Origin of the sequence: Haematospirillum sp. 15-248 (assembly GCF_012102665.1) — a bacterium.
Taxonomy (GTDB): domain Bacteria; phylum Pseudomonadota; class Alphaproteobacteria; order Rhodospirillales; family Rhodospirillaceae; genus Haematospirillum.
This window is the reverse complement of the sequence record NZ_JAAVTF010000006.1, coordinates 1-14,160: the sequence shown is the minus strand read 5'-3', so window position 1 is coordinate 14,160 and position 14,160 is coordinate 1. Positions and strand designations below refer to the sequence as shown.

At 57.0% G+C, this 14,160-nt stretch carries 15 protein-coding genes; 8 read left to right on the top strand and 7 right to left on the bottom strand.

Annotated features, from left to right (window positions below):
* Position 1: 1 nt before the first annotated feature.
* The 4 genes from HEQ72_RS06685 to ispH are packed head-to-tail and all read right to left on the bottom strand — an operon-like array spanning position 2 to position 3,261.
* Positions 2-793 carry a hypothetical protein gene (locus HEQ72_RS06685; protein ID WP_168019410.1) on the bottom strand — a complete coding sequence of 264 codons (792 nt, stop codon included), beginning with the start codon at positions 791-793 and terminating at the stop codon, positions 2-4.
* A 57-nt stretch (positions 794-850) separates the two neighbouring features.
* Complete coding sequence (rnhA, locus tag HEQ72_RS06680) at positions 851-1,321, bottom strand: ribonuclease HI (RefSeq protein ID WP_168019412.1); 471 nt, start codon at positions 1,319-1,321, stop codon at positions 851-853.
* Positions 1,318-2,295 carry a homoserine kinase gene (locus HEQ72_RS06675; protein ID WP_168022928.1) on the bottom strand — a complete coding sequence of 326 codons (978 nt, stop codon included), beginning with the start codon at positions 2,293-2,295 and terminating at the stop codon, positions 1,318-1,320. Before HEQ72_RS06675 ends, rnhA begins: the two co-directional genes overlap by 4 nt.
* Positions 2,296-2,313: 18 nt before the next feature.
* Entirely contained in the window at positions 2,314-3,261 is a 948-nt protein-coding gene (gene ispH, locus HEQ72_RS06670; RefSeq protein WP_168022927.1) for a 4-hydroxy-3-methylbut-2-enyl diphosphate reductase, read from the bottom strand.
* Positions 3,262-3,442: 181 nt separating this feature from the next.
* Between ispH and msbA the strand changes: the two genes are divergently transcribed.
* Genes msbA through HEQ72_RS06645 form a run of 5 tightly spaced genes read left to right on the top strand, consistent with a single transcriptional unit; the run spans position 3,443 to position 9,054 of the window.
* Complete coding sequence (gene msbA / locus HEQ72_RS06665; RefSeq protein ID WP_322099489.1) at positions 3,443-5,224, top strand: lipid A export permease/ATP-binding protein MsbA; 1,782 nt, start codon at positions 3,443-3,445, stop codon at positions 5,222-5,224.
* The gene (locus HEQ72_RS06660; RefSeq protein WP_168019416.1) at positions 5,218-5,940 is read left to right on the top strand and encodes a lysophospholipid acyltransferase family protein; all 723 of its coding nucleotides are present in this window, start codon (positions 5,218-5,220) and stop codon (positions 5,938-5,940) included. Before msbA ends, HEQ72_RS06660 begins: the two co-directional genes overlap by 7 nt.
* Positions 5,937-7,220, top strand: coding sequence for a 3-deoxy-D-manno-octulosonic acid transferase (locus HEQ72_RS06655; RefSeq protein ID WP_168022926.1), 1,284 nt, complete (start codon positions 5,937-5,939; stop codon positions 7,218-7,220). The genes HEQ72_RS06660 and HEQ72_RS06655 overlap by 4 nt, the downstream gene beginning before the upstream one ends.
* Entirely contained in the window at positions 7,220-8,179 is a 960-nt protein-coding gene (gene lpxK, locus HEQ72_RS06650) for a tetraacyldisaccharide 4'-kinase (protein WP_168019418.1), read from the top strand. The genes HEQ72_RS06655 and lpxK overlap by 1 nt, the downstream gene beginning before the upstream one ends.
* On the top strand, positions 8,176-9,054 hold the full coding sequence (locus HEQ72_RS06645; RefSeq protein ID WP_168019419.1) for a lipid A biosynthesis lauroyl acyltransferase: 879 nt from the start codon (positions 8,176-8,178) through the stop codon (positions 9,052-9,054). Before lpxK ends, HEQ72_RS06645 begins: the two co-directional genes overlap by 4 nt.
* 13 nt (positions 9,055-9,067) lie before the next feature.
* On the opposite strand, the gene HEQ72_RS06640 is transcribed toward HEQ72_RS06645, so the two are convergent.
* Positions 9,068-9,532 carry a MaoC family dehydratase gene (locus tag HEQ72_RS06640; protein WP_168022925.1) on the bottom strand — a complete coding sequence of 155 codons (465 nt, stop codon included), beginning with the start codon at positions 9,530-9,532 and terminating at the stop codon, positions 9,068-9,070.
* Between the two features lie 561 nt (positions 9,533-10,093).
* On the opposite strand from HEQ72_RS06640, the gene HEQ72_RS06635 reads away from it, so the two are divergent.
* Positions 10,094-10,762 (top strand): methyltransferase domain-containing protein, encoded by a 669-nt coding sequence (locus HEQ72_RS06635; protein WP_168019421.1) that lies wholly within the window; start codon positions 10,094-10,096, stop codon positions 10,760-10,762.
* Between the two features lie 10 nt (positions 10,763-10,772).
* Here HEQ72_RS06635 and HEQ72_RS06630 read toward each other — a convergent pair whose 3' ends face one another.
* Together HEQ72_RS06630 and HEQ72_RS06625 are read right to left on the bottom strand one after the other, a co-directional pair.
* Positions 10,773-11,288: a hypothetical protein gene (locus HEQ72_RS06630; RefSeq protein ID WP_168019423.1), complete on the bottom strand. Its 516-nt coding sequence runs from the start codon at positions 11,286-11,288 to the stop codon at positions 10,773-10,775.
* Positions 11,289-11,349: 61 nt separating this feature from the next.
* Positions 11,350-11,811 (bottom strand): nucleoside deaminase, encoded by a 462-nt coding sequence (locus HEQ72_RS06625; RefSeq protein ID WP_245184227.1) that lies wholly within the window; start codon positions 11,809-11,811, stop codon positions 11,350-11,352.
* A gap of 99 nt (positions 11,812-11,910) precedes the next feature.
* Here HEQ72_RS06625 and HEQ72_RS06620 point away from each other — a divergent pair, with 99 nt between their 5' ends.
* Both HEQ72_RS06620 and HEQ72_RS11730 read left to right on the top strand, forming a co-directional pair.
* The gene (locus tag HEQ72_RS06620; RefSeq protein WP_168019425.1) at positions 11,911-12,627 is read left to right on the top strand and encodes a gamma-glutamyl-gamma-aminobutyrate hydrolase family protein; all 717 of its coding nucleotides are present in this window, start codon (positions 11,911-11,913) and stop codon (positions 12,625-12,627) included.
* Positions 12,624-14,160 (top strand): pseudouridine synthase (locus tag HEQ72_RS11730; protein ID WP_322099488.1); only part of this gene is annotated, 1,537 nt, incomplete at its 3' end. The genes HEQ72_RS06620 and HEQ72_RS11730, both read left to right, overlap by 4 nt.

Sequence of the window (14,160 nt, the reverse complement as noted above, 5' to 3'; positions counted from 1 at the left end):
CTCAGCCACCGGGGCTGATCGTCATTTCCAACAAGTCCAGAAGCCGCCCCGTTGCCCCACGCCCGAACCATTGCTCCATATCATCTCCCTGCCGGGGCTTCTGGAGCTGCAGCATGAAGTCACCGAACAAACCCGAGCATATCGCCGAAAAATGCTTCTCCGTCGGCTTGAAAATATTGGGCCACTTGTCATACGCAAGAGCAGGAATGAAGTGGGAACGCAAGGCCGGAGCATCCTGGAAAATGGCCAACAGGCGCGTCAGAAGCTTCATCAGCAAAAGCCGCGAGGGCGGGTGGGAAAACATCAACGACCGCAGCTCGCTATCCCGGGCCGAGGGAAAGCGCGTCATCAGGCGGCTGGCATCCGAATTCAGGTCCGAATAGGGAAAAGTCCCCAGAACATCACGCCAGAACCCCCCCAGGCGCACCAAACAGTGCCGGGGCAGAACAAGGGAGTGATCCTTGACCTCGTTGGAAACACCGTGTGGGTAGAAGGCAACAATCAAACGCAGGAGAAAATCAGCACGGCGGTCCCACGCGGGGCGCTCGATAGGCTCGGCCCTCAATGCCTCGGCAGAGGCATCCTGAACCATACGCCGGGCACAGCTGGAGCAGGTAATCTCCATACGGGCGACCTGGCCTTTGACAAACAGCTCGGTTTCGGCAACCAGCTTGTCAACGCCCCGTGATTCCGCCAGCTTCTTTGCAACCTTACCAATTTCCTCGGCGTGCACGATCATTTCCGGCCCGCCGACACCCAGTCTCAGCTTCTTGTCCTTGTTCTGGTCCGACACGGCATTCCCCTGTACATCACCACAACCGGAACTGTTGCCATCGCCACTGAAGGGCAATCAATCCATAGCCTGGCGGGTTGATTGCGGGATGCCGGACCGGGCAAGGAAATCTGCCCTTTCGTTATCCGGGTGGCCGGCATGCCCCTTGACCCAGTGCCATCGTACCTCATGGCGGCTGGCCTGCACATCAAGAAGCTGCCACAGGTCCGCATTTTTGACTGGCTTGTTGTCAGCCGTCTTCCATTGCTTCCTTTTCCACCCCTGCAGCCATTCGGTCATGCCCTTCTGGACATATGTGCTGTCTGTATAGACATCTACCACCATCGGACGCCGCAAGGTCTTGAGAGCCTCGATTACCGAGGTCAGCTCCATCCTGTTGTTGGTGGTTTCGCTTTCCCCCCCGCAAATCTCTTTTTCGTGCCCTTTCCAGCGCAAAATGGCCCCCCATCCACCCGGGCCCGGATTCCCGGAACAAGCCCCGTCTGTAAAAATTTCAACGCGATCCGAATCATCCCGTGTCTGGCTCATACCAGCTCTCCCGGCGTCAATCCATACGCGGAAATCCCGGCAGCCGTACGGTGGAAACGCAGCCTGCGCAGGTACTCAAGCGGGTCTTTCCTGGTCACAAGAGCATCGGGATCTGTGTACAACCAGTCATAAAGGCGGGTCAGGAGAAAACGCAGTGCCGCACCGCGGGCCAACAACGGCAGGCTGTCAAGCTCTGCCGGCTGTAAAGGACGCACACTGTGGTAACCAGAAAGGAGGAGACGGGCACGTTCGGCACTGAAACCAGCCATCTCATCAAAACACCAGGCATTGAGGCAAACAGCAATGTCATAGGCCAACATGTCATTGCAGGCGAAGTAGAAATCAATAAGCCCGGAAAGATGGCCATCCTGAAAAAACACATTATCAGGAAACAGGTCGGCGTGAATGATCCCGTAGGGAAGCCCGGAAGGCCACACATCATCAAGAACAGCAAGCTCAGCGGCAAGTTCATCAGCCAGGCCTGGCTCAATGTCATGGGCGCGATCGGCACAGGCCCTGTACAGGGTATGCCACCCCTGCAGGGACAAATCATTGGGGCGGGTCATGGCAAAATCGGTAGCCCCGCGGTGCATCGTGGCCAACGCCATGCCCAGCGGTTCCATGTGGACAGGCAGGATCTGTCGCGGCCAATGCCCCTGCAAGAACGTAACAAGGGCAGCCGGACGCCCACACAACATACCCAACGCCTGACCATGCCTGTTATCCACCGGCACAGGGCAAGGAACACCACGCGCAGCCAAATGCCGCATCAAGCCAAGAAAGAAGGGTAAATGGTCCGGATCAACCCTTTTTTCGTACAAGGTCAGGATAAAGGTACCGCCGCTGGTCACCAGACGAAAATTGGTATTCTCAACCCCTTCTGCAATACCCTCCAGAGACTGGACATCCCCGATATCATAAGAGCGGACAAACGCGGCCAGCTCGGAATCGCCGACCTTGGTATAAACGGCCATTGTTCTGTATTTCTCCGTCTATTCGGCTGCCAGTATACGGGGCAATCGGAACACGATGTTTTCCTCGGTCACCGACACATGCTCCAGGGTCACATCAAAATGCTCCCGACACGCCTCGATAACAGTCTCAACCAGAATTTCCGGGGCGGAAGCACCAGCCGTCAACCCAAGACGACGCATGCCTGCCAAGGCGGCCCAGTCAACCTCTGCCGCAGACTGCACCAGCAGGGAATGCTCGCAGCCGGCCTTGCGGGCTACTTCTACCAGGCGGCGTGAATTGGACGAGTTCGGCGCCCCGATCACCATAACGGCATCACATCCACGGACCATCGCCTTGACTGCGGCCTGGCGATTGGTCGTGGCGTAACAGATATCTTCTTTGTGCGGCGCAGAAATCTGCGGAAAACGACGACGCAGAACGGCAATGATGTCAGCGGTTTCGTCAACCGACAGGGTCGTCTGGGTAACATAGGCCAGATGCTCCGGCGTTCGGGGCTGCACAACCTCGGCCTGCTCCACCGTTTCAACGAGCAACATCTGGCCGTCGGGAACCTGCCCCATGGTACCGATGACTTCAGGATGGCCGGCGTGACCAATCAGGATGACCTGACGCCCCTCTGCCACATGACGTTCGGCCCCGTTATGAACCTTGCTGACCAGGGGACAGGTTGCATCTACCCAGGTCATCCTGCGGGCCTTTGCGGCCTCCGGGACACTCTTGGGGACACCGTGCGCCGAGAAAATAACCGGGCGGTCGTCCGGACACTGATCCAGATCCTCGACAAAGACAGCGCCACGCGCCCTCAGACTTTCAACTACAAAGCGATTATGGACAATTTCATGACGCACATAAACAGGAGCCCCGAATTTCTCCAGCGCCCGCTCGACAATCTGGATCGCCCGGTCAACACCGGCGCAGAAGCCACGTGGTCCGGCCAGGGCAATCACAAGAGGAGGCTTGGACATAGGACATTCCACAGAAAAACAGGGTTGGGAGGCAGACAATGGTGGATCTGCGCACACGTTCATGCGTGGATAGCAGATCTATAGCCCCGGAGGAAGCCTTGCATCATGCCTGCGGGATTGGACAAAACAGGCCAACATGATAGCTTCCCGCCGCATCATGGCAGCAACAGGATAACCAAGCGTGACCGCCGAGACCCGCCACAGAACCCCGACCATGGCCCTGATGAAACGCCTTTACCGGGAGTCTGTTGGACAATACCGCGGCCAGATTGTTCTGGCGGCATTTTTCATGGCTCTTTCTGCAGCGGCGACAGCAGCGGTAGCCAAGCTGATGGAACCGGTTGTCAACGAAGTGTTCATGCTGCGGAATGCAGCCCTGCTGTGGCCGGTCGCCGGCATGGTGCTGGCAACGTTTGCCACCAAGGGGATAGCCGAGTACGGGCAGTCTGTTGTCATGGCCCGGGTTGGACTGCGTATCATTGCCGACCTGCAGCAACGGCTGTTTGGCCACCTGATGACACTGGATGCCGGCTTCTTCGCCCGCAACACAACCGGGCGGCTGGTATCGCGCTTCCTGGTGGATATCAACCAGATGCGCAATGCGGTTTCCAACGCCCTGACCAGCTTGGGAAAAGACATGTTGAGCGTCATAGGCCTGGTAGCCGTCATGTTCTGGCAGGACTGGCTTCTGGCTGCGGTAGCCTTTTTTGTCTTTCCGGTTGCCATCTTGCCGATTGCCCGGATCGGGCGCCGCATGCGCAAGGTCTCTATCAACACCCAGGATCAGATGGGGGCCTTCAACACCGTTCTCGAGCAATCCTTCCACGGAATCCGGATGGTCAAGTCCTATGGCCTTGAGGGACACGAATGCTCAAAAATTCGTGCCCTGACCGAAGATCTGTTTTCCTTGGCTTTCAAGGCGTCACGAATCAGGGCTATGTCCAGTCCGGTCATGGAAACACTGGGCGGAATTGCCATCACTGTTGTGATACTGTATGGCGGCAGCCGGGTTGTGGACGGCACCACAACGGCTGGTCAGTTTTTCAGCTTCATCACGGCCCTGATGCTGGCTTACCAACCCATGAAAAATCTGGCCAAGCTGAATGCTTCGCTGGAAGAAGGACTGGCGGGGGCTGAACGGCTGTTCTCTATTCTGGACACCCGTACCGCCATTACCGAACAGGCGGACGCTGTTCCCCTGAAAACAAATGGTGGGCAGATTGAATTCCGGAATGTCTCGTTCTCCTACAACGGTCAGAAAGCGGTTCTTTCGGGTCTGGACCTGATTGTCCCGCCGGGGAAGACTGTCGCGCTGGTCGGGCCATCCGGGGCAGGAAAATCGACCATCCTGAACCTGATACCACGCTTCCATGATGTTGCATCCGGTGCCGTCCTGATAGACGGGCTGGACGTACGGAAGGCAACGCTCGTCTCACTCCGCCAATCCGTCGCCTTGGTCAGTCAGGATGTGGTCCTGTTCGATGATACAATCCGGGCCAACATTGCCTTCGGTAAACCGGACGCCAATGATACCGAAATTGAAAATGCAGCTCGCCTGGCCGCTGCGCACGACTTCATCTCTGCGCTGCCCATGGGGTATGAAACACCGGTCGGGGAACGTGGCATGAGCCTGTCCGGGGGCCAACGACAACGGATTGCGATTGCCCGGGCCATCCTGAAGAATGCACCGGTCCTTCTGCTGGATGAAGCTACCAGCGCCCTTGATACCGAAAGCGAACGTCAGGTTCAGGACGCTCTTCAAACCCTGATGCAGGGACGCACAACGGTTGTCATAGCGCACCGCCTGTCAACCATAACCCAAGCCGATATCATTCATGTTATTGATGAAGGTCGGGTTATCGAGCATGGTACCCATCAGGATCTTCTGGAACGTGGCGGGGCCTACGCCGCCCTGTATGCCCTTCAGTTCAGGGATACAACAGAACCGGGACCGTCATGCTGAAAAAAATTCTGCGCCACGACCGTGTCCATTCCCTCTTCAGCTGGCTGGGATCCCTGTACATACGGCTGGTCTGGCATACCGGATCGTGGACAATAGACAATGACGAACAGCCCAAGCGCATGTGGGCAGAGAACAAGCCTTTCATCATGGCATTCTGGCATGGGCATCTGCTGATGATGCCTTACGCATGGCGCACAGGGCGCGTTATGTACATGCTGATCTCGCGGCACCGCGACGGACAGCTGATTGCGAAAACGATCTCTTACCTTGGCCTTCACTCTATTGCCGGAAGCTCGGGCAAAAGCGGCGCATCTGCCGTACGGCAGATCCTGAAGGTCCTCAAGACAGGAAGCAGCATCGGCATGACCCCAGATGGCCCCCGGGGACCAAGGATGCGGGCCAGCCGGGGCATTATCGATATTGCCCGCCTGAGCGGTGTACCCATCATCCCATGCGCCTTTTCCTGCAAGAAACGTCGGATCCTGGGAAGCTGGGACAAATTCCGCCTTGCTCTGCCTTTCAGCAAGGGGATCATCGCATGGGGGGATCCCGTCACAATCGCACCAGACCTGGACCCGGATCAGGTGGAACAAGAACGCGAAAAGCTGGAGACTGCGATGATTGCCTTGGCTGCTAACGCCGATGCACGCATGGGCCACGAACCAACACCCCCGGCCAACCCCGGGGAGACAAGCAAGACAAGGCGATCGGCGTGATACCTTTTTTGTACCATAGCGTTGTCTCAACCAGCGCACCAGCCTTGCGCCTGTGGCTTCAGTACCGGGCCCGGCAAGGCAAGGAGGACCCTGAACGCCTGCCGGAACGCAGGGGGATTGCCAGCCGCCCGCGCCCTGCAGGACCTGTACTGTGGATCCACGCGGCCAGTGTGGGGGAAAGCCTGTCTGTCCTGCCCCTGCTCCAGTCCGTGATGACAGCCCGTCCGTCTTGGTCAGCTGTTCTGACAACCGGCACACGGACATCGGCACGCCTGCTCCCCTCTCGCCTCCATGACATCGGAGCCGGGCGCGTCATACATCAGTTTGTCCCCCTGGATCACCCCCGATGGGTAGGACGGTTCCTGGATCACTGGCAGCCAAACCTTGCCTTGTGGGTTGAAAGCGAGCTGTGGCCCAACCTGCTGAAGGCATGCCGCGAGCGCGGCATTCCTTCCGTTCTGGTAAACGGACGCATGTCGGAACACTCCTTCCAACGCTGGCGGCTCGCCCCTGCCCTGATCCGGGATATGCTGTCCGGTTTCTCCCTGTGCATGGGGCAAAGCCCGGAAGACACGCAACGCCTGCAGGAACTGGGAGCCCGGAATCCTGTATGCCCGGGAAATCTCAAGTACGCATCACCCCCTTTGCCGGTCGACCTCAACAAACTGGAGGCAGCTCGAAGCGTCATAAAGAATCGCCCTGTATGGCTGGCATCGTCTACCCACCCCGGGGAAGAGCTGATGGCCGGGCAGGTGCACCGCGCCATGACGGCACAGCTGCCTGGCCTGCTGACCATTATCGTGCCCCGCCATCCCGAACGCGGGGAAGATATTGCAAGGGAGCTAACAGACAGAGGGATGAAAGTTGCCCTCCGCTCCCACGGGTCTGCTCCTGATCAGGCATGCGATGTCTGGTTGGCTGACACCTTGGGAGAACTGGGGCTTTTCTATCGCCTGTGCCCTGTTTCCTTTATCGGCAAATCCCTGCTCGGAACGGGTGGACAGAATCCACTGGAACCAGCCCGACTTGGCAGCGCTGTTGTGTTTGGACCCAACATGGAGAACTTTGCTGAAATCAGCATCCGCATGTTGCAGAATCGTGCCGCGATACAGGTTCCCGATGCAGAAGAACTGACCAGAACAGTGCAGCAGCTTTTGCTGCAGCCCGGCATACGCGAAACCTTGATACAGTCTGCTCAAAGCTTTTGCCATCAAGAGGCTGCTATTCTGGAGCGGATTATGGCCTATCTGCTCCCGTTGTGCGACAGTGGGGCCAGCTGATGCAAACCCCCTCTTGGTGGCAGCACCGCAATATGACAGCCTTGGCCCTGTCTCCCTTCGGGTGGCTGTACGGCCTCGGGACGTTTATGAGGCAGCGCGCCATGCACCCTTGGACAGCACCCGTCCCGGTTATCTGCGTTGGCAACATAACCGCAGGGGGAAACGGAAAAACACCGGTAACGCTGGATATTCTTGAACGTCTTCCCGGGGCGCATGCCCTGCTGCGCGGCTATGGTGGGAAACTCAAGGGGCCAGTACAGGTCAACCGACAGCACCACACCTGTGACGAAACCGGTGACGAGGCCCTGCTTCTGGCTGAAAAAGCCCCGACATGGGTTGCACGCGATCGCACGGCCGGAGCACAAGCGGCCTGCGAGGCGGGTGCACGGTATATTGTCATGGATGATGGTTTACAGAACCCCTCCCTGACTAAAACATTGTCCTTGGTTGTCATCGATGGACAATACGGCTTTGGCAATAACCTGATGATACCGGCCGGCCCCTTGCGGGAGATCCCGCGCCAAGCATGGAAAAGGGCTGATGGCATTGTACTTCTGGGTGAAGACCGCACGGGCATTATAGACACGGCTCCGGCTCATCTTCCTGTTTTGCGGGGTCGCCTCGTCCCGGACAACAAGGACCAAACTTGGAGCGGGCAGCGCGTTATTGCCTTTGCCGGAATCGGGCGTCCCGGGAAATTTTTTGATGCCCTTACAACGCTGGGGGCCGAACTGGTTGCGACCTATTCCTTTGCCGATCACCATCCTTACAGCAGGAGTAAGATCAGCAGGATGCTTGAACATGCCCGTCTTGAACACTGTCAGCTGGTCACAACCACAAAAGATGCCGTCCGCATTGACCCCCTACAGCGTTCTGCACTGTCCGTCCTGTCCGTGCATGTAGAATGGAACGATCATGGAGAAGCCTTGGGTGCGTTGCTGGAGCCCCTGACCCGATGAGAGAAAAGCCAACTGTTACAGATATTCTTCTGGTTACCCTTGCCTGCCTGTACTGGGGTCTTATGCGTGTTCTTCCAATAGACGCTGCATCCCGTTTCGGTGGCCTTGTCCTGCGTATCATAGGCCCGCGGCTGCGTGCGCATCGCATTGCCAGCCGCAACCTGCGGCAGGCATTCCCGGAACAGGATGAAGCATGGATCCAGAGAACCCTGAAAGGGATGTGGGATAACCTGGGGCGAAATGTTGGAGAGTTCCCGCACCTGGAACGCATCATGGACCGGGCCAACGGACGTATACAGCTGAATGGCGCAGAACACATACAAGCCTTGGCCGAAGATGGCATCGGCGGTATCTTTTTTTCGGCCCACCTTGCCAACTGGGAGCTGGCTGCCTTGTCCGCCGCGGATCAAGGGCTGCCCATACACCTTTTCTACCGTGCCCCCAACAACCCCCTGATGCGACGGTTATTCACACGTTTGCGACGGGGAAATGGGATCCTTCTGCCCAAGGGAGCATCCGGAGCCAAGCAGGGCCTTGCCCTTCTCAAAAGCGGTGAACACGTTGGCATGCTGGTGGACCAGAAAATGAACGACGGCATTCCTGTCCCCTTTTTCGGGCGCACAGCCATGACAGCCCCGGCCCTGGCCCAGTTTGTCCTGAAGTATGCTATACCCGCTGTACCGGCACGAGTCATTCGCCTGAACGGAGCCAGATTCCGCATCGACATTCTTCCTCCCCTTTCGCCCGAAACATGTGCAGACCATCATGATGGGGTGGAAAAGATCATGAAGGATGTCAATGCCATGGTGGAGGGATGGATCCGCGAAAATCCGGAACAATGGCTATGGGTACACCGGCGCTGGCCGGATGAATGAAAAGCAACAGCAATCAACGGCCGTGTCGTTGCCGGGAGGGCATGGTCATCCTAGCTTCTCCATCCAGAACAACCTTCTCCTTGACCAGACACACTGTTTGCAGCACGACCACTCTTTTTTCCGGTATCAGGTCAACAACCTCGGCTCTGGCGGTTACAGTATCCCCAACGCGCACGGGTGCCCGGAAGTTAAGGGTCTGGGACATATAAACAGCCCCCGGACCAGGTAATTTCATCCCCAGAACAGTCGATATGAAACCCGCAGACAACATGCCATGCACAATTCGCCCGGCAAAGGCCGTGCTTTCGGCAAATTCCTGATTGATATGAATCGGGTTCGTATCACCGCTGATCCCTGCAAACAGAACCATATCCGCTTCGGTCACAGTTTTGCTGAAGGACGCGTAGGCACCCTTGATAATATCTTCAAAATAATGGACGGGAGAATCAACAGCAAAACCCGTAACAACACTGTTCATCGCAGGATCTCCTTGGTGTTACGGACGTACTAATACACCGAACAAATTTGTGCATCGCAGTATAGACCCGAACAGGGCTCTGTCACAAGCAAAGGACGCATGACGGACACATGCCGTGCCTGTATGCTTGGTCGGTAAAGACCAGAATTCCTCGAGACGACTCCATGCATATACGCTCTTTGTTCCTGCCAGCTGTCATATGTGTCAGCACAGTCCTGTCATCCTGCGCAGCAGCACCCCCTCCTTGGTCAAAAACAGGCTCCAGCGACACGGAAACACAGCGAGAATGGCTGTCCTGCCGACGCTATGCCGAAGGGATAAGCGGGGGAAGACGCTATGTGGACAGCGCAAGCTCCACCACACATGCCCTGGACATCCAAGACCGGAGCAATGCCATGAAACACTACACAGAAATCCTTGATGCCTGCATGCAAGCCAAAGGATACAAACATAGTAAAAGAAGGTGATTCTGGAAAAATCTATCTTCAATTGAATAGAAAGGGCTGATAAAACTTGTCCCTCGGTCAAGGGTGGCCGCGTTGTTTTTGGTGGGGACAGACGATGACAACAACACTCGATACCACAGCGGGGGCAGCCGTATACTCGCGCTTCATCTTGAAACTTTATGATTTCTGGGTGCTGGGGGTATCAAATACACTGGCATGGCAGTGTCCAACACGGACCGTTCTGCTCCCCTTCTTCACCGAGCACGCAAGCAACCGGCACCTGGATGTCGGTGTTGGAACGGGCTTCTATCCTACGAACACCACATTCCGGGACAATGCCAAACTGACCCTCCTCGATCTCAACACGGATAGCCTGAACGCAGCCTCGGACCGGATCGGGCGATCGGGCACAACATCAATCCAAGCTGATATCCTGAATCCATCGGTTCAACTCCCGGCGCAAAGCTGGGACTCCATTTCGCTGTTCTACCTTTTGCATTGCCTTCCGGGAACCATGGAGGACAAGGCCGCCGCTTTTCACTGCCTGAAAACAGCACTGAGCACAGACGGCATACTCTACGGTGCAACAATTCTGGGGGATCAGGCGAACCACAACAGCTTTGGCCGCACGTTGATGAATGTCTACAACAAGAAGGGGATTTTCGGTAACCGGAACGACACGGCAGAGAACCTGGAAGAAGCCCTGAAAAAGCACTTCGGGTCAGTTCACGTTCGCACACATGGTACGGTTGCCCTCTTCACAGCAAGAGCACCCCTGCTCTGAAATAACAGTACTACTTGCACGTATTGGATAACATGGCCGCATCGGCATCCGGTACCAACACGTTGGTGGATATCTCTATCGACCGATAGACCTTCTCCTTGGAAATGGTCTGTACAGCTTGCTCCACCCGCCGCTTGAGCTTGGCTTCGTCAGCAAACTCCTTGCGGCTTGCAGGAATATCGTTAAGAGCCGCGATGATAGCTTGTCGAGCCCATGGTGCCTTCACACACGCCTGATAACGGGCATTGGACGGCAGCGCACCCTCTACAGGCTCTGGCGGGGGAGGAACAAAAAGACGGACAAAAAGACCTTGGTAAAGGGTCTTCTGACCGTCCACAACGGGAATCCAGATCACATCCAGCTGGATATAGTCTCCAGGTACCGCATTGGCCTCGCTACGTGGCTTTGAAGCCTTTTTCCCGCCAGACCCGGCCTCTGCATCCGAAGACAAAAACACCGAAAGAACAGACACAAGGGCAAAGGCTACCGCCAGAATGTGCCGTAACTGCCTGTAAAAAAATAACATGTGCCTCTACTCCAACGAGGATGAACCGACTCCGGACACACCCCGGCTTCCATAACCAGCATCAAGTCTGGCGCAAGGAACAAAAAAAGGCACGCAGCACATCAGCACATTGCGTTTCAGCCAATCCTCCGTATACTTCCGGCCTGTGATGGCACGTTGGCTGGGTATACAGTCTGGGGCCATGCTCGACAGCACCTCCTTTGGGGTCATAGGCCCCGAAATACAGGCGTCGAATACGAAAAAAAGACACAGCAGCCGCACACAAGGCACACGGTTCAAGGGTAACATACAGATCGCAATCATCGAGCCGTGTGCTTCTGCAATGCTTTGCAGCCTGCCTCAGGGCCAGAATCTCGGCATGAGCCGTAGCATCACACTGTTCCTCGGTACGGTTGGATGCACGGGCGATGATCTCGCCCTTGCAAACGACGACCGCACCAACAGGCACTTCCCCGCGCTTGGCAGCGGCATGGGCTTCGGCCAGAGCGGCCATCATCGGAATATGGGAAGCGTCGTTTTTCATGGCTTGAATGTCTGGTTACAGACACTTGGCGTCAAGAGTTTGCTCTGCTTCTCTACAGGATGATTGCCGGATTGATACGGGGACGGTAAGAAGGGACCCATGAAAGCACCCGTTATTGGAATTCCCCTGGACAGCGAGGATGGGGGCGGTTACTCAAAGTTGCCGTGGTATGCCTTGCGCAAGAATTACGTGGAATCCGTGGTCAAGGCCGGGGGTGTGCCCTTGCTGCTGCCTCATGAAGAGGCATGCACAGAAGCCTACATCAATATGATCGATGGTCTCTTGATCGCCGGCGGCGCCTTTGACATCGATCCTGCACTATTCGGTGCTGACCACCGTCATGAAACTGTTACGCTAAAGCCGGGCCGAACCCTGTTTGAAGCCTCCATAACACGTGCAGCCCTTGCTGCAGACAAGCCTGTTCTGGGAATCTGTGGCGGGCAGCAGCTTCTGCACGTTCTGCTGGGCGGTACACTGATCCAGCATATACCTGACGAAATCCCCTCTCCCTTGGCCCACGAGCAACCCAACCCGCGTACCGAACCCGGACATGTCGTCCATGTACGCGAGGGGACACTGCTCCATCGCATTACGGGCGAGCAGGAATTTCCCGTCAACTCAGCACACCACCAAGCTGCAAAAACACCTGGCCCGGGGGTTGTTGTCAGCGCGACAGCACCCGACGGCGTAGTCGAGGCCATTGAACACCCTTCCTATTCCTTTTGCCTCGGTGTGCAATGGCACCCGGAGTATCACATCAGCCCGGCGGACAAAAAAATCTTTGACGCCTTTATCAACGAGGCGCGCCTCCCATGACACCCGATACCATCATCCCGCTCGACATGCCCAAACCCGACAATAAGGAAGAGCTGCCCGAGCTTGACACCTCGCTGGAAGAACTGGATTTCACGGCGGATTCTTCGTCGCGGAACGAAGACAACACTCCAGACCATCACGATGACAGCGCGGAACTCCACTCCGATGAAACAGGGCAAGGCCCCGAAGGAGAAAGGATTTGCAAGTTTCTTGCCCGCGCCGGGGTATGCTCACGCCGTGATGGAGAGCGCTGGATTGCAGACCAACGCGTTGCCGTCAATGGTGTGGTATTGGATACACCTGCCTTTATGGTTACCGGAACAGACCGGGTAACCGTTGATGGCGTGCCTGTTGCCAAGGCGGATGTGCCGCGTCTTTGGCGCTATTACAAGCCTGCTGGCCTTGTCACCACGCATCATGATCCACAGGGTCGCGCGACTGTTTTCGAGAACCTGCCCGGTAATCTGCCACGTCTCATCAGTATAGGCCGGCTGGACCTGAACTCTGAAGGCATTTTGCTGTTGACCAATGACGGTGAACTGGCACGCAAGCTTGAACAGCCGAGCACAGGGATCCCCCGTCGCTACCGGGTACGAGTTTACGGTGCGGTTGATGAAAACAGGTTGGCCGATCTGGAAAACGGCATCACGGTTGAGGGCATTCACTATGGCCCGATCAAGGCGCATGTAGAGCGCCGGGTTGGCGCGAATTCATGGCTGCTGATAACCCTGACCGAAGGAAAGAACCGCGAAATCAGGCGGGTGATGCAGCACCTTGGCTATCACGTCAATCGCTTGATCCGGGTTGCCTACGGAAACTTCTATCTTGGCCGCATGGAACGTGGATGCATTGAGGAAGTACCTCCCCGTCTTCTGCGTGAACAGCTGGCAAGCCTTGACCCAACTCAATCGGGGCCTACGGGCAAACCCGTTATGGACCGGACCGGATGGGCAAAGGCAAAAGTAGCACCAACACGCCCCGGGCACCGAAAACATTTTCATAAAACCAACAAAGTAGACTCTATGCCAAACGAGCAGAAAAGCCGCACATCATTCAGGGCTGAAGAGACGGCCCCGTCCCGTGCGCGTCGCCCACACCACAAGGATCGGGACCACAACAACGAAAACCGCCCACGCCGTGAAGATGGTTTCCGCCCACGCCGTGAGGACGCGTTCCGGAACCGCGAGGACCGCCCCCGTTCCGCAGGAAGTGAACGCCCGGCACGGGACGAGTTCCGCCCCCGCCGCGAGGAAGGATTCCGCCCACGCCGTGAAGATGGTTTCCGGCCACGCCGTGAGGACGCGTTCCGCAACCGCGAGGACCGCCCCCGTTCCTCAGGGAGCGAACGCCCGGCACGGGATGAATTCCGCCCACGCCGTGAAGATGGTTTCCGGCCACGCCGTGAGGACGGGTTCCGGAACCGCGAGGACCGCCCCCGTTCCGCAGGGAGCGAACGCCCGGCACGGGATGAATTCCGCCCACGCCGTGAAGATGGTTTCCGGCCACGCCGTGAGGACGGGTTCCGGAACCGCG

What these genes read in the sequence shown, in the direction of transcription:
- rnhA (WP_168019412.1), bottom strand. Translation starts at nt 1,321, where the DNA reads ATGAGCCAGACACGGGATGATTCGGATCGCGTTGAAATTTTTACAGAC.
- HEQ72_RS06675 (WP_168022928.1), bottom strand. Translation starts at nt 2,295, where the DNA reads ATGGCCGTTTATACCAAGGTCGGCGATTCCGAGCTGGCCGCGTTTGTC.
- ispH (WP_168022927.1), bottom strand. Translation starts at nt 3,261, where the DNA reads ATGTCCAAGCCTCCTCTTGTGATTGCCCTGGCCGGACCACGTGGCTTC.
- HEQ72_RS06660 (WP_168019416.1), top strand. Translation starts at nt 5,218, where the DNA reads ATGCTGAAAAAAATTCTGCGCCACGACCGTGTCCATTCCCTCTTCAGC.
- lpxK (WP_168019418.1), top strand. Translation starts at nt 7,220, where the DNA reads ATGCAAACCCCCTCTTGGTGGCAGCACCGCAATATGACAGCCTTGGCC.
- HEQ72_RS06645 (WP_168019419.1), top strand. Translation starts at nt 8,176, where the DNA reads ATGAGAGAAAAGCCAACTGTTACAGATATTCTTCTGGTTACCCTTGCC.
- HEQ72_RS06640 (WP_168022925.1), bottom strand. Translation starts at nt 9,532, where the DNA reads ATGAACAGTGTTGTTACGGGTTTTGCTGTTGATTCTCCCGTCCATTAT.
- HEQ72_RS06635 (WP_168019421.1), top strand. Translation starts at nt 10,094, where the DNA reads ATGACAACAACACTCGATACCACAGCGGGGGCAGCCGTATACTCGCGC.
- HEQ72_RS06630 (WP_168019423.1), bottom strand. Translation starts at nt 11,288, where the DNA reads ATGTTATTTTTTTACAGGCAGTTACGGCACATTCTGGCGGTAGCCTTT.
- HEQ72_RS06625 (WP_245184227.1), bottom strand. Translation starts at nt 11,811, where the DNA reads ATGAAAAACGACGCTTCCCATATTCCGATGATGGCCGCTCTGGCCGAA.
- HEQ72_RS06620 (WP_168019425.1), top strand. Translation starts at nt 11,911, where the DNA reads ATGAAAGCACCCGTTATTGGAATTCCCCTGGACAGCGAGGATGGGGGC.